Here is a 17,600-nt window from a genome sequence, read left to right as displayed (position 1 = left end):
CCGACACCCCCTGCGACCTCCTCAACCAGCGGGAGGAAGGTCCGACCACGGGTCCTCACGTCGCCAGAGCGTGGGCAGGTGCAGCGCGACGCCCTGGTCGGCGGCCAGACCGCCGAGGACCCGCAAGGTGACGTCGAGGTCGTCGCCGGCGTAGGGGAGGGCGCGCAGCGGACGGTCGAGCGGGCGGAAGAAGTCGTCCCAGTGCGTCAGCACCACCCGCCGGGCGCCGACGGCCTCCACCGTCTCGGCCCAGTAGGTGCGGACGTACTCCTCGGGCTGGACGCCCAGCTGACCGACGCCGAGGTAGACGACGTCGGCACGACGCCCCGCCAAGGCGCCGCGGCGGAACCCGGCACTGCCCTGCAGCAGCGCCGTGCGGCCGCTCGCGTGGCTGACCAGGATCGACCAGGCCTCGCCGCAGCGGTAGGCGGCCGTGCGCACCGGGGGGACGACGGGCTCGGTGATGACGCCCGGGTAGCGGTCCGGTGGGCAGTGGTGCGACTCCACGAGGGTCAGCGTCCATCCGCCGTACGTCATCGGCTCGCCCGGGACGGCCAGGCGGATCCGGTCCTCGGGCAGGCCACCGCCGCGGCCGACGTGCGCGGTGGAGGCACCGCCGACGAGGACGGCGCCGGTGCGACCGGCGACCACCGCGGAGTCCATGGCGTGGTCGAAGTGGGTGTGCACCGGCAGGACCGCCTCCAGGCGGTCGACCCCGGCCCGGCGCAGCGCGGCGTCGATCCGGGCGGCGTCGGGCGCGATCCTGCCCAGGGCGACCCTCGGCAGGGACGGGCGCGAGAAGAAGCCGTCCGTGAGCACCGCCGACTCCCCGTCGTCGAGCAGGAGGCTCGCGACCCCGAGGAAGGTCACGCCGAACGGCCCGGAGGCCGGCGGCACGTCGAAGCGGTCGGCGTAGCGGGACAGGTCGGGACGACCGGGCTTCAGGCGCACGGGAGGACCCCTTCGGGCGAGCGGCGGGCGGTGTCCGGGCGACGGTAGCGGAGCCGGCGGGGGCGGAGGTCCGCAGGCGCCTCGACCCCGGTCTCGCCGCGGGTTCCTCAAGGGAGCCTCAAGGTTCTGGACGGACCACCGCAAGGTGCCCGCAAAGGTCTTCTTGAGGTGGCTGTGGGCTGCCAGTGTCGTCCTGTCAGCCTTCGAAGAAGCGAGACCGGTGCGAGTCGAAGGTCGTCACAGTCCGCGTGCGCCGAGGCGCACGCTGCGGCCCTCCGGGGCCGCCATCCGCGAGGGTCGGTCCACTACTGGGGGGAGTGGACCGGCCCTCGCTCAGATCTGCGCTCAGTCGGTGCGCGGCGTCTGCGAGCCCAGCGGGGGCTGGGCGTAGACGTTGGCCGGGGCGGTGCCACCGTCGGTGAGCCTGCGGTAGATCTCCTGAGCGGCGCCGCGCATGCCCCTCAGGAAGGGGTGGAAGTTGGCCGCGCGCAGCGGCTTGAGCTTGCTGCCGTTGATCCAGGCCTCGCGTCCCGCGCAGGCGTCGTGGCCGCGCGAGGCGGGGTAGAGGTCGACGTACGTCGCACCGTTGCGGGCGGCGGCCCGCCGCAGCGAGCGGTTGAGCCGGCGCTCGACGCGGTTGCCCCAGCGGTAGTCGCCGGCCGCGAAGGCCACCTGCTGGCAGGTGCCGCGCTGGGGCAGCAGCCGGGGGTAGCCGATGACGTAGACCTCGGCGGCGGGCGCGCGGCGCGCCACCGTGCGCAGCACCCGGCCGACGTTGGCCTGGATGCGCGTCGCGTCACGCAGCTTGGTGTCGACGCCCTTGCGGTTGGTGAAGTGGCGGCGGCAGGGAGCGCCCTTGGGTGCGGTCGGGGCGACCTTCTCGCAGACCTCGATCATCGAGCCGAACAGCGTGCGGTCGTTGCCGCCGATGCCGACCGTGACCAGGTCCGTGCCGCTGCTCAGCGCGCTGACCTGCGGCGCGGGGCTGGGGCCGGGGACGATCGTGGTCTGCCGACGCTTGGTCAGGTCGACGCTCTGGGCGCCGGAGCAGGTCACGTCGACGTAGCTGCGCACCCCGAAGTAGCCGGCGAGGAACGCCGGGTAGCTGTTGGTCGAGCGCAGGCAGCCCACCGGGTCGAGCCGCTGCGCCGGGATCAGCGGCCCGGCGCTGTAGGAGTCGCCGAGGGCGACGTAGTCGATGGGCTCGTCGCCGGTCACGACGTCCTTGGTCACCGCCCCGTCGGGGGCGGCGCCCGCCGGGGCGGTCGCGGCCGTCACGGGGGCAGCGCCGAGCGTCAGCGCGAGGGCGGCGGCGGCGACGAGGGCCGCGCGGAGCCGGTGGGGTCGAGCAGTGGACATGTGAGCCTCCCAGAGGAGCCGGCGCGGCCGGGGCGGCCTGCCGACGAGTGCTGTGACCTTATGTGACGGCGCCCACAAGGCTAGGGCGCCCACGTTCGCTCGGTCCGGACGACGAGGTCGTCGACGACGCCCTCGACGTGGCCCTCCCGCTCGAAGGCGGTGCGCTGGCGGGAGGCGCCGGTGCCCTGGAGCACCCGGTCGACGCCGTCGCGCACGAGGGCCAGGTCCCCGTGCTCGGCCAGCACGTCCGCGAGGTCCTCCACGGTGCCGCGCAGGACGTCCTCGGCCTTCATGAGCCCGTGCTCGACCGGGTGCATCAGGGTCCCGCTCAGTCCGTAGCGCGCGGCGCGCCAGTGCGCGGCCCGGAGCAGCTCGGAGCGCCAGGGCACGAGCGGCTGCCCCTCGGACCAGGAGCGCGCCGAGCGCTCGACGAGGGCCCGCACGATCGCCGCGACCAGGACGCCGTCGGCGGGGTCGGTGCAGACGTCGGCCACGCGCACCTCGACCGTCGGGTGGTCGGTGGCGAGGCGGGCGTCGAAGTAGAGCATCCCGGGGTCGCGAGCGGCGCCGGAGTCGATGAGCGCCTGCGAGACCGCCCGGTAGGTCGCGAGGTCGCCGAACGCCTCGGTCGTGCCGGCGCTCGGCCAGCTCGACCAGGTGCGCGAGCGCCACGAGGCGTAGCCGGTGTCGCGTCCCTGGGCGATGGGGGAGTTGGCCGTGAGCGCCAGGACCAGCGGCAGCCACGGCGTGATCCGGTCGATGACCGCGACGCCCTCCTCGTCGGAGGAGATCGCGACGTGCACGTGCATCCCGCAGGTCCCGGCCGTGCGGGCGATCTCGCCGTAGGTCTGCACCATGTCCTGGTAGCGGTCGTTGCGCGTCACCTGGGGGTCGTCCAGGGGCAACGGCGACACCCCGGTCGCCACCAGTGCCAGGCCGAGGTCGGCCGCGGCCTGGCCCGCCGTACGCCGGGCGAGGCGCAGCTGCGCCAGGGTGTCGGTGAGGTCGGTGGCCGGGTCGGTCCGGGTCTCGAGCTGGTGGCGGAACAGCTCCTGGTCGAGCTCGTCGGTGGAGGCGCGGGGGCCGGGGAGGTCCGTCGGCTGCCCCTTCCCGTGCTCGCGGAATCGCTTGAGGACCTGGTGCGCGCGCGGGGAGGCGGCGCGAGTCTGGGGGTCGACGAGGAGCAGCTCCTCCTCGACGCCCACGGTGCGGGGTGTCATGGCTCCGGGTACCCACCACCACTCACCCTCGCCCTCGTCGGGGACCCGCGCGTGGCAGGGTGTGCGCGTGGCCCTCTCGCGCGACGTCCGCCCCGCCGACTGGTTCCTCGGCAAGATCGAGCGCGGCAACCCCAGCACCCGCCTCGACGACGTCCATCCCGGAGACGAGGCGTGGTCGCTGGGCAACCGGGTCCGGCCGCTCGTGCACGGGGCGACGTACTTCGCCGAGCTCTTCGAGCGCATCGAGGCCACGGTCGAGGGCGACCTGATCTTCTTCACCGACTGGCAGGGCGACGCCGACGAGCGCCTGACGGGCGAGCCCGGCAGCGAGGTGGTCGACGTGCTCGGGCGCGCGGACGAGCGCGGCGTGGACGTGCGCGGCCTCGTGTGGCGCTCCCACAGCGCGGCGCTGGGCTTCACCGCGGGGGAGAACCTCCGTCTCGGCGAGGACCTGCAGAAGCGCGGCGCGGAGGCGTTGCTGGACATGCGCGTGCGCCACGGAGGCTCGCACCACCAGAAGATGCTGGTCATCCGTCACCACGACGACAGCTCGCGCGACGTGGCCTACGTCGGCGGCATCGACCTGTGCCACTCCCGCCGCGACGACGCCGACCACCACGGGGACCCGCAGGCGCTGGACTCCATGGCCGACGAGTACGGCGAGACCCCGCCGTGGCACGACATCCAGGCAGCGATCAGCGGGCCGGCCGTCCACGACGTCGAGACCGTCTTCCGCGAGCGCTGGGAGGACCCCACCCCGCTCAGCCGCAGCCCGTTCTTCTGGCTGCGCGACAAGATCCTGCGGCTGGACCTCAGCCCGGACCCGCTGCCCGAGCAGGCGCTCCCGCCGCCGCCGGTCGACGGCGGGACGCACGCGGTGCAGCTGCTGCGCACCTACCCCGACCTGCGCCTCAACCGCGACTACCCGTTCGCGCAGGGCGGCGAGCGCAGCGTGGCCCGCGGTTACACCAAGGCCCTGACGAAGGCGCGCCGGCTGGTCTACGTCGAGGACCAGTACCTCTGGGGCAGGCACATCGGCGACGCCTTCGTGCAGGCCCTGGGCGCGCACCCCGACCTGCACGTGCTCGCGGTGCTGCCGCTGCACCCCGACCTCGACGGCATGTCCCGGGTCCCGGAGATGCTGGGCCGACGCCGGGCGATGCTGGAGATGATGCGCGTGGCGCCCGACCGGGTCTCGGTCTACGGCATCGAGAACCGCGCCGGAACCCCGGTCTACGTGCACGCCAAGTGCTGCCTGATCGACGACACCTGGGCGACGATCGGCTCCGACAACTTCAACCGCCGCTCCTGGACGCACGACTCCGAGCTGTCCGCGGTGGTCGTCGACACCGACCCCGACGACCAGCGCCGCTACGCCCGCTCGCTGCGCCTGGAGCTGGCTCGCGAGCACCTGGACCGCGACGCCGACGACCCGATGGACGACTGCGCCGACACCGACGGCATGTACGCCGCGTTCGAGGAGAGCGCGGCCCGCCTCGACGCGTGGTATGCCGCCGGGCGGGTCGGCCCCAAGCCGACCGGTCGGCTGCGGCGGCTCGAGCCGCCGCGGCTGGGTCCGGTGCAGCGCGTCCTCGCCCTCGCGCCGTACCTCCTGATGCACGACCCCGACGGTCGGCCCCGCTCGCTCAAGCGGTCCGACGGCTTCTGACGGGACCCGGCTCAGGCGGAGGGGCGCCCCAGCGCGGTGTCGTCGAGGCGCTCGCGCAGCTCGACCAGCGACTCGAAGACCTGGGCCGCCCCGGAGTCCTCGAGCTCGCCGACGGAGAAGCCGCCGGTGCGCACCGTGATGGTCGGCACGTCGAGGCGTCCGGCGGCCTCGACGTCCCACACGGAGTCCCCGATCATCACCCCGGAGGCGCCGTCGACCTTGGCCAGCGCGGTCTGGACGAGGTCCGGCGACGGCTTGGACTCCTCCGCGTCCTCGGACGTGGTCCACGCGTCGGCCAGCGGGCGACCGTCCACGAGGTCGAGGAAGACCTCGACGTGCTTCTTCTTGCCCGAGCTCGCCAGCACCAGCCGGAAGCCGCGGCGCTTGACCTCCGCCAGCAGCTCGTGGGCGCCCTCGAAGGGCTGCACCTCGCCGATCAGCTCGTCGAACTCCTCGACCCAGGCGTCGCGCAGCGCGTCGCCGTGCTCCTTCTCCACGTCGTCGCCGGCCACCTCGGCGACGAGCTTGTCCCCGCCCATCCCGATCGCGCGGTGGATGCGCCAGATCGGGACCACCACGTCGTGGCGCAGGAACGCGCGGGACCAGGCGAGCGCGTGCTGGTAGTTGCTGTCGACGAGCGTGCCGTCGACGTCGAAGATCGCGGTGTCGGCCATGGCCTGGCGGTACCCACCCGCGCGACGCTCACCTCTCAGCGCGCTGCGACGAGCGTCACGACGTCGACGAGAGCGATGCCGATGGCGGCGAGGAACGGCGTGCGGCCGCGGCCGGTCAGCGCGACGAGCGCGAGGGCGGCGACGACGCCGAGCCCCACGAGCGACACGGCCGAGAACCCCGCCCCCACGGTCACGACGGCCGAGCCGAGCACCAGCACGCCGGTCGCCGCGGCGGGGAGACGGCGACGCCCGATGCGGTGCGGCAGGCCGTGGACGCCGGTGGCGGCGTCGTCGTCGAGGTCGGGCAGCACGTTGACCAGGTGGCCGCCGACCCCCAGCAGGGCCGCGGCGACCGGGACCCACCAGGGCGGGAGGTCGTCGTCGGTCAGGGCGACGAAGACCGGCAGCAGCCCGAACGAGACCGCGTAGGGGACCCAGGACCAGGCCGTGGCCTTGAGGCCGAGGTTGTAGGTCCAGGCGGACAGGACGATCCCCAGGTGGACGAGGCCCGCCTCCCACCCGCAGGCGAGCGAGAGCGGGACGACGGCGACCAGGGCGACGACACAGGCGGCCCGCACCGTGCCCTCGCTCAGCTCGCCGGAGGCCAGGGGCTTGTCGGTGCGCCCCACGGCGCGGTCGCGCCGGGCGTCGAGCAGGTCGTTGGACCAGCCCACGCTCAGCTGCCCCGCCATGACGGCCAGCCCCACGAGCAGCAGCCGCCCCGGGTCGAGGTCCTCGGCCACGCCCAGCAGGACGGCCAGGGCGGTGACCGCCACGGCCGGGCCGCCGTGGGCGGCGCGCAGCAGCGCGGTCACGCGGTCCGGGCGGCCGGTGGGAGGGCGGAGTCGTCCTGACCGGGTGCGGCCAGCGGGTCCTCGGGGAGCAGCGCCACCTGCTCGCGGCACCAGGGGCTGATCTCGCGGCTGCCGTCGAGCACGCCGGCGCGGAAGTGCGACCAGTCGACCCAGGCGACGTCGTCGACCTCGGTGGGGTCCGGGGCGAGCGCGCCGGAGGTCGTGGCGACGTAGACCGGGCACATCTCGTTCTCGACGACGCCGTTGGGCATCACCGCGCGGTAGCGGAACGCCGGCAGCATCAGACGCACCCCGGACGCCTCCACCCCGACCTCGTCGAGCACCCGGCGGCGTACGGCGTCGGCCATGGGCTCACCCGGTCCCGGGTGCCCGCACACGGAGTTGGTCCAGGCCCCCGGCCAGGTGCTCTTGGTGAGCGCCCGACGTGTCATCAGCAGTCGCCCGTCGGCGTCGAAGAGGTAGCACGAGAAGGCCAGGTGCAGCGGCGTCTCCCGGTGGTGCACGCCCTGCTTGGGGGTCGTGCCGATCGCCTGGCCGGCCTCGTCGAGGAGGACGACGAGCTCCTCGGTGGTCGCGCTCATGCCGGCCTCGCCAGCTGGTCGACGGCGGCGCCGAAGACCCAGGGCAGGGCGGCGGCGGCCGGCACGACCCGGCGGCGTACGGCGGGGTGGCGGGTCGCGGCCAGCAGGCCGCGGGTGAGGAGCTCGTGGCGCCGGCTCAGGCAGCGTGAGTCCCGGTCGTAGCGGGTGACGTCGCCGGCGACGACGGCCTCGACCGCGGCGCGCGCCTGCGCGACGCCCAGCGCGATGCCCTCGCCGGTGAGGGCGTCGACGTAGCCCGCGGCGTCGCCGACCAGCAGCACCCGGCCGGCCGCGCGGTGCCGGGCCTGCTGGCGCAGGGGACCGGCTCCGCGGACGTCGGCGGCGGGGGCGCCGCCCAGCCGCTCGGCCAGGGCCGGGAAGTCGCCGAGCAGGTCGGTGAGGCCGCGTCGCTGGCCGGTGAGGACCGCGACGCCCACCCGGTCGGGCCCGACGGGGGTCACGTAGGCCTCCGACGTCGGTCCCCAGTGCACCTCGACGAACGAGGTCCACGGCGCCACGTCGACGTGGCAGCGCTGGCCGTAGCGGCGGGCGGTCGTCGCCGGCTCGTCGAGGCCCGTCATCCGGCGCACGGGGGAGTGCAGGCCGTCCGCCGCGACCAGGTAGCGCGTGGGCTCGCCGTCGACGAGCAGGTGGTCGCCCCGGTCGACGACCTCGCGCACGGCGCGGGGGTCGGTCTTGACCCCGGCCGCCAGGACGGCCTCGCCCATCGCCCGGTGCAGGGCCGTACGGCGCACGCCGCGACCCGGGCCGTGGCGGAACGACGCCTCGGCCGTGCGGGCCCCGTCGACGTAGCGGATGCCGGTGATCGGGTGCCCGTCCAACGTCACGCCGAGGTCGGTGAGCGCGGCGACCGCCCCCGGCATCAGCCCCTCGCCGCAGGCCTTGTCGATGACGCCCTCCCGCGGCTCGATGACGCCGACGTCGAGCCCGGCCCTGGCGGCGTACAGCGCGGTGGCCAGGCCGACGGGACCGCCGCCGGCGACCAGGAGGTCACGCATCGACGGGCTCCCGCGGCAGGGTGCGCAGCGCTGCGTCCTCGGTGCGGATCCGCACCGTCAGCAGGGCGGCGTTGGCGACGGTGAAGACGAGCGCGGTGATCCAGGAGGCGTGCACGAGCGGCAGCGCCACGCCCTCCACGACGACCGCGACGTAGTTGGGGTGGGGCAGGAGCCGGTAGGGACCCGACGTCACGGGGGCGAGCCCGGGCACGATGATCACCCGGGTGTTCCACCGGCGCCCCAGCGTCGTGATGCACCACCAGCGCAGCGCCTGCGACGCGACGACCAGCGCGAGCATCGACCAGGCGAGCCCGGCGGCGACGTCGGGGCGGCGTACCCACGCCTCGACCAGCATCGCCACGAGGAAGCCGCTGTGCAGGACGACCATGAACGGGTAGTGCCCCTGCCCCGACTCGCGCCCGCCCCGCTCGAAGCTCCACGCGGCGTTGCGCTTCGAGACCACCAGCTCGGCGAGACGCTCGAGGCCGACCAGCGCGACCAGGACGGTGAACGCCGTCAGCGTGGTCACTCCGGATCTCCGGTCGCGCGCACCAGCACCAGCTCGGAGCAGAAGCCGGGACCCATGGCGAGGACCATCCCATACGAGCCGGGCACCGGCGGACGGTCCCTCAGGGTGTCCCCGAGGACGTGCAGCACGGAGGCCGACGAGAGGTTGCCGATGCGGGCGAGGGAGTCCCACGTCAGCTGGACCGCGTCGCGGGGCAGCTCCAGCGCCTGCTCGAGCGCCTCGATCACCTTGGGACCGCCTGGGTGACAGACCCACCAGCCGATGTCGGCACGGGTCAGGCCGTGGTCGGCCAGGAAGCCGTCGACGTCCTCGCGGACGTAGCGGCCGACGATGGTGGGCACGTGGGCGTCCAGGACGATGCGCAGCCCGCCGTCGCCGACGTCGAAGCCCATCGTGCGCTCGGAGTCGGGGTAGAGGCGGCTGCGCGTGGCCAGCACCTCGGCCCGACCACCGCGGTCGGAGCCGCCACGCGCGACCACGGCGGCGCCGCCGTCGCCGAACAGCCCGCTGGCCACGAGGTTGGGCATCGACACGTCGTCACGCTGCACGGTCAGCGAGCACAGCTCCACGGCCACGAGCACGGCCACCTCGTCGGGGTGCCCGACGAGGTAGTCGTGCAGCCGGGCGATGCCGGCCGCGCCGGCCACGCAGCCGAGGCCCACGATCGGCACCCGCTTGACGTCGGGTCGCAGCCCCACCAGCGCCGCGATGCGGGCGTCGAGGCTCGGCACCGCCAGGCCGGTCACGGTGGCCGAGACGATGACGTCGACGTCGGACGGCGTCAGGTCGGCCGCCTTGAGGGCGTCGACCAGGGCCCGCGCCCCCAGCTCGACCGCGTGCTCGATGAACAGGTCGTTGGCCTGCCCGAACCCCGTCAGCTCGGCGTAGGCCTCGAGCGGCAGCACCAGGTGACGCTGGTCGACCCCGGCGTTGCCGTGGAAGCGCCGCAGCAGCCGTTCGTCGAGGCCACCGGCCGTCGCGATGAAGCGGGCGAACGCGTCGGTGATCTCGTGCTGCGGGTAGGTGTGGGCCGGAAGCACCCCGCGGACCGAGAGGATCTCCATGTGACTCCTTCGATGCAGGTGCGTCCTCGGATTGGCCGGTACCCCGGCACCCACGATGTCACCCGGTGCGAAGAATCCCCAGGAGCTCGTGCGCCGGCGCCGGGTTGTCGCGGGTGGCCTTGCAGGTGAGCTGGACCAGCTCCGCGCCCGGGGCGGTGCGGACCTGCACGGCCCACTGGGCGCCGCCCGCGGTGAAGACCGCGTCGGTGACCCCGTCCGCCGCGCGCCGCGAGACCAGGCGCACCGCGTCGTCGCGGGTCTCACCGAGCTGGCGGCGCAGGGCGATCTCGGCGAACTGCACGGGCATCGCGTAGGACGAGCGTCCCCGCAGGTGGTCGAGCTCGAGCTCCCCGACGGCGAGGCCGTCGGCCACCGCGAGCGACGACACCGGGTCGAGCCGCCCGTAGTAGAGGCCCTGGGGCAGCACGAGCATGTTGCCGGCGAACCGGTCGCCCCCGATGTGGGAGACCTCCCAGGTCTCCTCCGGGTGCCCTGCGGCCAGCGCGGTGACCACCGGCCGGCCCTGCTCGGCGCAGCAGGCGTCGTGGCGTCCGTGCGTGCAGACGCACAGCAGCGTCCCGTCGTACGGCGTGAGGCCGGGCGAGCGGCCCGCGCCGAGCGCGACCAGGTCCAGGTCGAGCAGCTGGTGGGGGTCGGGCAGCACCGTGGTCTCCAGCCACGGCCGCGACGGGTGGGCGAAGGCCGCGAAGACCCGCATCCCGTCCTGGTGCGTACGGCGGTCGGGTCGCCGCACCAGCAGCGGGCGGACCCGCGCCGCGGCTGCGGCTCGGGCCACGGCGTCGCCGAGCCCGTCGGGCAGGCGGGCGTCGCGCAGGGCGTCGACGCCCCACGGTCCGGGGTGCTCGACGAGCAGGAAGGCGCGCACGGTCGAGGCGGTGCCGCCGACGGGCTCGTCGCGCAGCCCGCTGGCGACCGAGCAGCGGAAGGCGGGGTCGCGGGAGGTCACGTGGCGACCTCGAGGAGCCCTTCTCGGACGAGGCGGCGGCAGAGCACGAGGCGGCTCTGGGGGTCCAGGTGCTCGGCAAGGTCGCCCGGGGTCAGCTCCCGGCGCGCGCGCAGGTCCTCCAGGGCGGGACCCAGCCACGCCGGGACGTCGACGGAGCGGTCGCCCAGGAGCACCTCGAGCCGGTCGCCGCGGGGCAGCAGGACGCACGGGTGCCCGGGCCGGCGGCGCAGGAGGGTGTGGTCGTCCAGGGTCGCGACCGCGAGCACGTCGTGCAGCCCGCCTGCGAGTCGGGGGCTGCGGGTGGTGAGGAAGCGGCGTACCTCGGCGGCGACCGCGGCCTCCGCGGAGACCCCGCGGAGGTCGGCGGCCAGCGACTCCAGCCGCTGGGCCAGCCCGGCGGCGAGCTCGGCGGGGTCGTCGAGGTAGCCCGCAGGCAGGTGCTCGTCGGGCACGCGCCCGACCACGTCGGCGACGCTGCGCTCCACCAGGCCGCGCCAGGTCAGCTGGTTGATGCCGAGGGTGACGTGCAGGGAGACGGTCTCCTGCGCCCGGGCCGCGTGGGGGGTGCCGGTCGGCAGGTACATCGACACGCCCGGCTCCAGGAGCACCTGCTCGGGGCCGTCGGTGCCGTGGACCTCCCACTGCTTGGAGCCGGCGGTCTGGAACACGAACACGTCGTGGGAGTCGGAGTGCACCGCGAAGCCCTGGGCTCCCGGCGGGGTGAGGTAGGCGTTGGCCTGGCAGGGGTGGCCCAACTCGAGCTCGAGCTCGGCGACGAGCCGGGTGATCGGCAGCCAGTAGCGGTGCAGCCCCTGCAGGACGATGGTGGCGCCGCCGGCGAACAGCGCGAGCGCCTTGCGGGAGTCGACCAGCCCGGTGAGCGGCTTGCCGGCCAGCGTCGCGCCGCGGGTGTAGGACGACTCGGGGAGCACCGCGCCGTCCTGGGCGATGCGGACCGACGGCGTGCGGATCGCCGACGAGGTCAGCAGGGTGTCGACGTCGTCGAGCGAGAGCAGGGAGACCAGCCGCTCGGGGTCGGTGCGGTGCAGGTGCACCCGCGACGCCCAGACCTTCGCGAGGAAGGTCTGGGCGTCACCGCTGAGCAGGTCGAGCGCGGATCCGGGCACGGTCAGGACGCGTCGCCGTCCGTGGTGTCGGTCGCGTCGCCGTCGGTCCCGTCGGTGTCGGTGCCGTCACTGTCGGTGCCGTCGGAGTCGGTCGTGTCGCCGTCGGTGGTGTCGGTGGCGTCGCCGTCCGTGCCGTCGGCGTCGCCGCCGTCGGTGCCGTCCGCGTCGCCCGCGGGCGGCGTGGGGTCACCCGCCGGGGCGGTGGTCATGTCGTCGTCGCCGAGCGGCTCTTCCGGGGTGGTCGTCATGCGTCCTCCTGTGTCCGAAGTGGCTGACCGCCCCGGAGGGACGGCCCTCGTGCAGTCTGCTGGGGCGATCCCGGCCCGACAAGGGCGGTCCACCACGGCGTGCGCCTCGGTACCCGGTCCCGCCCGACCTCACGCCCTCCGCGAGCGGTGGTCACGCGGTCGCGGCCGACACCCAACGGTCGAGGGCGATGACGACCTCGTCGGGGTGCACCGGCTTGGCGACGTAGTCGTCCATGCCGGCCTGCAGGCACCGCTCCCGGTCGCCGGCGGTCGCGCTGGCGGTCATCGCGATGACCGGCGTGTGACGCTCGGAGCCCTCGCGCCGACGGATCTCGGTGGTGGCCTGGTAGCCGTCCATCTCCGGCATCTGGCAGTCCATCAGGACCGCGTCGAAGGTCGTCTGCTCCATCGCGGCCAGCGCCTCGAGCCCGTTCTCCGCCACCTCGGTCGTGTAGCCCAGGTGCTCCAGGATGCCCACCGCCACGAGCTGGTTGGTGACGCCGTCCTCGACGACCAGCACGTGGCCGCGCCCTCCGGGTCGCGTGGAGGTCGGGGTCTCGGTCGGCGCTGCAGGCGGCGCCTCCGGGTCTCGCCTGGCCGCCATCGCCTCCTCGAGCGCGGTCGCCAGGCGCGACAGCTGCACGGGCTTGGAGAGCAGGCGGTCGATGCCGGCAGCCATCACGTCGGCGCTGGCCAGGTCGCCGCCGGACGTCAGCAGCACCAGCCCCGGCGCCGAGGCGGCCTCTGCGCGGATCCGCCGGGCCAGCTCCAGGCCGTCCACCTCGGGCATGCAGAGGTCCAGCACGCCCAGCTCGTACGGCGCACCGTCGCGCTCGGCCTCGGCGAGGCGCACCAGCGCGGTCCCGGCGTCGGCGACGCAGTCGGGCCGCATGCCCCAGGCGCCGAGCTGGTCCTCCAGGATCAGCCGGTTCGTCTGGTTGTCGTCGACGACCAGGACCCGCACGCCGGACAGTCCGCCGGGGCGCGCCGCAGCGACGAGGTCCGTGCCCTCCGCGCGCTCCAGGGGCAGGGTGAACCAGAACGTGCTGCCGGCGCCGGGCCGGCTGCGCACCCCGAGCGAGCCGCCCATCGCGGTCACCAGCTGACGGCAGATGGCCAGGCCGAGGCCCGTGCCGCCGTACTTGCGGGTCGTCGAGGAGTCGGCCTGGGAGAAGGGGTCGAAGAGCCGCTCCTGGTCCTCCTCGGCGATGCCGACGCCGGTGTCGCTGACCTCGAAGCGCACGACGACGCCCTCGTCGGTCGTGTCGTCGAGCTGGGCGCGCACCACGACCTCGCCCTCCGCGGTGAACTTGATGGCGTTGGAGGCGAGGTTGAGCAGCACCTGCCGGATCCGGGCGGGGTCGCCGCGGAGGTGGGCGGGCAGCTCGGGGGAGCAGTAGGCGAGCAGCTCCAGGGACTTGGCGGTGGCGCTCTCGCCGACCAGCTCGGCGGCGTCCTCGACGACCTGCACCAGGCTGAAGTCGAGGGTCTCGAGCTGCAGCTTGCCGGCCTCGACCTTGGAGAAGTCCAGGATGTCGTTGATCAGCGTGAGCAGGGCCTCGCCCGCGCCGCGCACGCCCTCGGCGTACTGGCGCTGGCGTGCGTCGAGCTCGGTGGTGAGCAGCAGCCCGGTCAGCCCGATGACGCCGTTCATCGGGGTCCGGATCTCGTGGCTCATCGTCGCGAGGAAGGCCGACTTGGCGCGCGAGCCCTCGAGCGCGGCGTCCCGTGAGCCCTCCAGCTCGGCCTCCACGGCCTTGCGGGGGCTGATGTCGGAGAGCGCGACCACCACGCCGCCGACGTCGGGGTCGTCGACCAGGTTGACCAGCCGGACCTCGAGCCAGCGCGTGCTGTCAGCGTCGTGGTCGACGCGCGCCTCGGAGGTCAACGGCACGCCGGGCTGCTCCAGCGACCGGAAGAAGAGCTCGGTGAGGCGCTCGGCGTCCTCGGCCAGCAGGTAGCTGGTCCAGTCGAGGTCCGGCGCGATCCGGGCCAGGCCGAGGAGCCGGGGCAGGTGGGGGGAGCCGCGCAGGATCGTGCCGTCGGTGCCGATGACGATCACGGCGTCGGAGCTGTTCTCGGCCAGTCGCTCGTAGTGGCGGCGGCTGCGGCGTACGACCGCGCGGGCCCGTCGCTCCGAGGCGAGCAGCCGGGCGGTGCGTGCGAAGGCGAGCACCAGCAGGGCGGCCATCCCGATGATCGACAGGTACGGCGAGAGGTCGCCGCCGCGCAGGTCGCTCTGGAGCTCCAGCAGCGGCGGCACGGCCAGGGGAAGGATCGCGATGGCCAGCTGCCACGCCTCGGTGCGGCCGGCGTCGGCCTCCTCGTCGAGCTCGGCCCCGGCGGTGCCGGTGCCCATCCAGGCGCCGGCGGCCATCAGCAGCCCGCCGAGCATCCAGCCGAGGTCGAGCACGGTGGAGACCGGGGTGCTCAGGGAGAGCAGCAGGTAGCCCAGATCCGAGGCCAGCCAGCACAGCGCACCCGCGGCGAAGGTGCGGCCGATGGCGGCGCGCGTGCGCGGCGTCGCGAGCGCGCGCAGCACGAGCGCGAGCAGGATCGCGTCGGCGACCGGGTAGGCGCCGAGGACCGCGGTCTCGAAGGGGGAGATGCTCTGGTCGTCGACCAGGCCGGAGATGGAGGTGCTCCAGAAGACCAGGATGCTGACGGTGAGGATGCTCAGCGCGTCGAGGACCGCGTCGGCGTCGATGCGCCGGCGTCCCTCGCGGGTGCGCACCAGCGTGGCGACGAACATCGCCGCGCCCAGCGCGACGTAGCTGAGGAAGTACGGCACGTCGGCGGCCGAGACGTCCGGCTCCACCCCGCGCCAGTAGTAGGAGTACCAGGCGACCTCGCCGATCGCCGAGGACGTGAGACCGGCGGCGATCAGCCCGGGCACGAGCCGACGGCCCTCCGGTGCGCGCAGGAAGGCCACCCCGGCGACCACGGCGGCGCCGAAGACCGCGAGCAGGTACGTCGTGTCGCCGACGACGCCGGTGGCGAAGACGGCGTGGACGACCAGGAGGACCACCGCACCGGTCAGCAGGAGGGTGCGCGCGGGGTCGTCGGCCGGACGGACGAGCTTCAAGCGCACCTCTGGGTCCTGGACACGGGTCGTGTGGAGCGGGGTCCCGGCACCGCGCAGGACCCATCGTCGCAGGTCGGGGCGCGAAAGGCGTTCACCCTTCGGGGTCTGGTCGGTCCGGGTGTCGCCGGGTGGACGGCTTCCGGAGCCGCAGCCAGGGACCACCCGGCCGGCGGACGCCGGGGGGCGGCGGGCACGCTGGTCGACGACGTACCGCGCCCGCTCCCAGGAGGCACCGCCGATGATCCCCGCCGTCACCGCCGTCCGCATGAGCGGCGCCCGCGACCGCGCCGAGCTGCCGCTGCTGGTCCTGGGCCCCTCGCTCGGGACCTCGGCGACCGCGCTCTGGGCGGAGGCGGCCGGCCACCTCGCCGACGTCTTCGACGTCCTCGCCTGGGACCTCCCGGGCCATGGGCACAACCGCTCGGTGCCCGAGGAGCCCTACGACATGGCCGAGCTCGCGGCCGGCGTGCTCGCCGTCGTCGACGAGGTCCTGCTCCAGCGCGACGAGGTGGGCGGCAGCTTCTCCTACGCCGGCAACTCGGTCGGCGGGGCGGTCGGCCTGCAGCTGCTGCTCGACGCCCCGGGGCGTGTGCGCGACGCGGTGCTGCTGTGCACCGGTGCCGTGCTCGGCGAGCGGGCGATGTGGGAGGGCCGGATGGCACAGGTGGCCATGTCCGGCACCCGCGTGATGGTCGCGGGGTCCCGCGAGCGGTGGTTCGCGCCCGGCTTCGTCGAGCGCCGGCCCGAGGTGGTGGCGTCGCTGCTGGACGCCTTGGCCGGGACCGACGACCACGGGTACCGCCAGGCGTGCGCGGCGGTCGCCGGCTTCGACGTGCGCGCCCGGCTGGGCGAGGTCACGGCCCCCGTCCTGGCGGTGGCGGGCGACGCGGACCAGGCCGCACCGGTGGGCCGGCTGCAAGAGGTCGCCGAGGGCGTGCGCGACGGCCGCCTGGTGGTGCTCGACGACGTCGCGCACCTGGCGCCGGCCGAGGCGCCCGAGCAGGTGGCGCGGCTCGTGCGCCAGCACGTGCTGGGTGAGCCCGAGCAGGCGTCCGGCTCGTGGCACGAGGTCGGCCTCGCCGTACGCCGTGAGGTCCTGGGCGACGCCCACGTCGACCGCGCCCTGGCCGGCACGACGGACTTCACCCGCGACTTCCAGGAGCTGGTCACCGAGTACGAGTGGGGCGCGGTCTGGGGCCGCCCCGGCCTGGACCGCCGCAGCCGCTCCCTGGTCACGCTGACCGCCCTCGTCGCGCGCGGCCACCACGAGCAGCTGGCGACGCACGTGCGCGCCGCGCTCACGCTGGGGGTGACGGTCGAGGAGATCAAGGAGCTGCTGCTGCAGACCGCGGTCTACTGCGGCGTCCCCGACGCCGACGCCGCCTTCCGCGTCGTCCAGCAGGTGCTCCTCGACGAGGGCAGGAAGCAGTAGCGGCCTGGCGAGACCGACGGCAGGGCAGGACCGCTGCGGTCGGCGACCCCCTAGGCTCGCGCCCATGAGCGAGCGGCCGCCTCCGGGGGAGATGTTCGTGCAGTCGCTGGCCCGGGGGCTGGAGGTGATCACGGCCTTCGACGCCGAGCACACCTCGATGACGCTGAGCGAGGTGGCCGGCCGCACCGGTCTCAGCCGCGCGACGGCACGGCGCCTCCTGCACACCCTGCGCGAGCTCGGGTTCGTGCGGCTCGACGGCGCGCTCTTCACGCTGACCCCGCAGGTGCTGCGGCTCGGGACGGCGTACCTCTCCGGCCTGGGCCTTCCCCAGCTGGTGCAGCCGCACCTCGAGCGGCTCACGGCGCTCGTGGGGGAGTCGACCTCGGCCGCGGTGCTGGACGGCGCCGACATCGTCTACGTCGCCCGCGTCGCGACCCGTCGGATCATGACCGTGGGGATCACCGTCGGCACCCGCTTCCCGGCCGACGCCACCTCGATGGGACGGGTGCTCCTCGCGGACCTCGCGCCCCAGGAGGTCGACGCCTACCTCGCCGCGACGCCGCTGACCGCCCTCACCGAACGCACCCTGCACCAGCCCGACGCGCTGCGCGCCGAGCTGGCCCGCGTGCGCGAGCAGGGCTGGGCGGTCGTCGACCAGGAGCTCGAGGCCGGCCTGTGCTCGGTCGCGGCGCCGGTGCGCGACCGCTCCGGCGCGGTGGTCGCCGCGATCAACATCTCCACCTCCACGCCCCGCACCGGGTCCCTGCCCGAGGACTACGTCGGCCACGTCGTTGCCGCCGCCCGCGCCGTCTCCGACGACCTCGCCCACGCCGCCCGCTGACCCTGCCGGCTTGCTACGA

16 protein-coding genes are annotated in these 17,600 nt (G+C 74.7%); 3 read left to right on the top strand and 13 right to left on the bottom strand.

Going from position 1 to position 17,600, the window contains the following annotated elements; all coding sequences use genetic code 11:
- Positions 1 to 21: 21 nt before the first annotated feature.
- From E4622_RS07205 to E4622_RS07195, 3 genes are all read right to left on the bottom strand, one after another.
- Entirely contained in the window at positions 22 to 951 is a 930-nt protein-coding gene (locus E4622_RS07205) for an MBL fold metallo-hydrolase (RefSeq protein WP_134739333.1), read from the bottom strand.
- Between the two features lie 345 nt (positions 952 to 1,296).
- Entirely contained in the window at positions 1,297 to 2,310 is a 1,014-nt protein-coding gene (locus E4622_RS07200) for an SGNH/GDSL hydrolase family protein (protein WP_134739332.1), read from the bottom strand.
- Between the two features lie 80 nt (positions 2,311 to 2,390).
- Positions 2,391 to 3,530 (bottom strand): glutamate--cysteine ligase, encoded by a 1,140-nt coding sequence (locus E4622_RS07195; RefSeq protein ID WP_134739331.1) that lies wholly within the window; start codon positions 3,528 to 3,530, stop codon positions 2,391 to 2,393.
- A 67-nt stretch (positions 3,531 to 3,597) separates the two neighbouring features.
- On the opposite strand from E4622_RS07195, the gene E4622_RS07190 reads away from it, so the two are divergent.
- Complete coding sequence (locus E4622_RS07190; protein WP_245155915.1) at positions 3,598 to 5,199, top strand: phospholipase D-like domain-containing protein; 1,602 nt, start codon at positions 3,598 to 3,600, stop codon at positions 5,197 to 5,199.
- A gap of 11 nt (positions 5,200 to 5,210) precedes the next feature.
- Here E4622_RS07190 and E4622_RS07185 read toward each other — a convergent pair whose 3' ends face one another.
- The 10 genes from E4622_RS07185 to E4622_RS07145 form a co-directional block, all read right to left on the bottom strand.
- Entirely contained in the window at positions 5,211 to 5,873 is a 663-nt protein-coding gene (locus E4622_RS07185; RefSeq protein ID WP_134739329.1) for an HAD family hydrolase, read from the bottom strand.
- Positions 5,874 to 5,908: 35 nt separating this feature from the next.
- Positions 5,909 to 6,688 carry a UbiA family prenyltransferase gene (locus E4622_RS07180; RefSeq protein WP_134739328.1) on the bottom strand — a complete coding sequence of 260 codons (780 nt, stop codon included), beginning with the start codon at positions 6,686 to 6,688 and terminating at the stop codon, positions 5,909 to 5,911.
- A complete protein-coding gene (gene idi / locus E4622_RS07175) occupies positions 6,685 to 7,269 on the bottom strand; it encodes an isopentenyl-diphosphate Delta-isomerase (protein ID WP_134739460.1) in 585 nt (194 codons plus the stop codon). The genes E4622_RS07180 and idi overlap by 4 nt, the downstream gene beginning before the upstream one ends.
- Positions 7,266 to 8,288, bottom strand: coding sequence for an NAD(P)/FAD-dependent oxidoreductase (locus E4622_RS22690; protein WP_167735996.1), 1,023 nt, complete (start codon positions 8,286 to 8,288; stop codon positions 7,266 to 7,268). Before E4622_RS22690 ends, idi begins: the two co-directional genes overlap by 4 nt.
- Positions 8,281 to 8,817 carry an isoprenylcysteine carboxyl methyltransferase family protein gene (locus E4622_RS07170; protein WP_134739327.1) on the bottom strand — a complete coding sequence of 179 codons (537 nt, stop codon included), beginning with the start codon at positions 8,815 to 8,817 and terminating at the stop codon, positions 8,281 to 8,283. Before E4622_RS07170 ends, E4622_RS22690 begins: the two co-directional genes overlap by 8 nt.
- Positions 8,814 to 9,881: a 3-oxoacyl-[acyl-carrier-protein] synthase III C-terminal domain-containing protein gene (locus E4622_RS07165; protein ID WP_134739326.1), complete on the bottom strand. Its 1,068-nt coding sequence runs from the start codon at positions 9,879 to 9,881 to the stop codon at positions 8,814 to 8,816. The genes E4622_RS07170 and E4622_RS07165 overlap by 4 nt, the downstream gene beginning before the upstream one ends.
- Before the next feature lie 58 nt (positions 9,882 to 9,939).
- A complete protein-coding gene (locus E4622_RS07160; RefSeq protein WP_134739325.1) occupies positions 9,940 to 10,848 on the bottom strand; it encodes a sucrase ferredoxin in 909 nt (302 codons plus the stop codon).
- Positions 10,845 to 11,975 carry a cupin domain-containing protein gene (locus E4622_RS07155; protein WP_245155914.1) on the bottom strand — a complete coding sequence of 377 codons (1,131 nt, stop codon included), beginning with the start codon at positions 11,973 to 11,975 and terminating at the stop codon, positions 10,845 to 10,847. Before E4622_RS07155 ends, E4622_RS07160 begins: the two co-directional genes overlap by 4 nt.
- 2 nt (positions 11,976 to 11,977) lie before the next feature.
- Positions 11,978 to 12,223, bottom strand: coding sequence for a hypothetical protein (locus E4622_RS07150; protein ID WP_134739323.1), 246 nt, complete (start codon positions 12,221 to 12,223; stop codon positions 11,978 to 11,980).
- Positions 12,224 to 12,374: 151 nt separating this feature from the next.
- Positions 12,375 to 15,314 carry a response regulator gene (locus E4622_RS07145; RefSeq protein ID WP_134739322.1) on the bottom strand — a complete coding sequence of 980 codons (2,940 nt, stop codon included), beginning with the start codon at positions 15,312 to 15,314 and terminating at the stop codon, positions 12,375 to 12,377.
- 232 nt (positions 15,315 to 15,546) lie between these two features.
- Between E4622_RS07145 and E4622_RS07140 the strand changes: the two genes are divergently transcribed.
- Positions 15,547 to 16,740 carry an alpha/beta fold hydrolase gene (locus E4622_RS07140; protein WP_134739321.1) on the top strand — a complete coding sequence of 398 codons (1,194 nt, stop codon included), beginning with the start codon at positions 15,547 to 15,549 and terminating at the stop codon, positions 16,738 to 16,740.
- A 64-nt stretch (positions 16,741 to 16,804) separates the two neighbouring features.
- Positions 16,805 to 17,581, top strand: a complete 777-nt coding sequence (locus E4622_RS07135) for an IclR family transcriptional regulator C-terminal domain-containing protein (protein ID WP_134739320.1) — start codon at positions 16,805 to 16,807, stop codon at positions 17,579 to 17,581.
- Positions 17,582 to 17,600 lie beyond the last annotated feature (19 nt).

This window comes from Nocardioides sp. 503 (genome assembly GCF_004522095.1).
Classification (GTDB): Bacteria; Actinomycetota; Actinomycetes; order Propionibacteriales; family Nocardioidaceae; genus Nocardioides.
Note: the sequence above shows the minus strand (reverse complement) of the source record. Positions and strands in the feature narration are given on the sequence as shown.

Excerpts from the sequence above, each read along its gene's own strand:
- E4622_RS07135 (WP_134739320.1), top strand. The coding sequence starts at position 16,805 with ATGAGCGAGCGGCCGCCTCCGGGGGAGATGTTCGTGCAGTCGCTGGCC.
- E4622_RS07195 (WP_134739331.1), bottom strand. The coding sequence starts at position 3,530 with ATGACACCCCGCACCGTGGGCGTCGAGGAGGAGCTGCTCCTCGTCGAC.
- E4622_RS07165 (WP_134739326.1), bottom strand. The coding sequence starts at position 9,881 with ATGGAGATCCTCTCGGTCCGCGGGGTGCTTCCGGCCCACACCTACCCG.
- E4622_RS07140 (WP_134739321.1), top strand. The coding sequence starts at position 15,547 with ATGATCCCCGCCGTCACCGCCGTCCGCATGAGCGGCGCCCGCGACCGC.
- E4622_RS07185 (WP_134739329.1), bottom strand. The coding sequence starts at position 5,873 with ATGGCCGACACCGCGATCTTCGACGTCGACGGCACGCTCGTCGACAGC.
- E4622_RS07150 (WP_134739323.1), bottom strand. The coding sequence starts at position 12,223 with ATGACGACCACCCCGGAAGAGCCGCTCGGCGACGACGACATGACCACC.
- E4622_RS22690 (WP_167735996.1), bottom strand. The coding sequence starts at position 8,288 with ATGCGTGACCTCCTGGTCGCCGGCGGCGGTCCCGTCGGCCTGGCCACC.
- idi (WP_134739460.1), bottom strand. The coding sequence starts at position 7,269 with ATGAGCGCGACCACCGAGGAGCTCGTCGTCCTCCTCGACGAGGCCGGC.
- E4622_RS07200 (WP_134739332.1), bottom strand. The coding sequence starts at position 2,310 with ATGTCCACTGCTCGACCCCACCGGCTCCGCGCGGCCCTCGTCGCCGCC.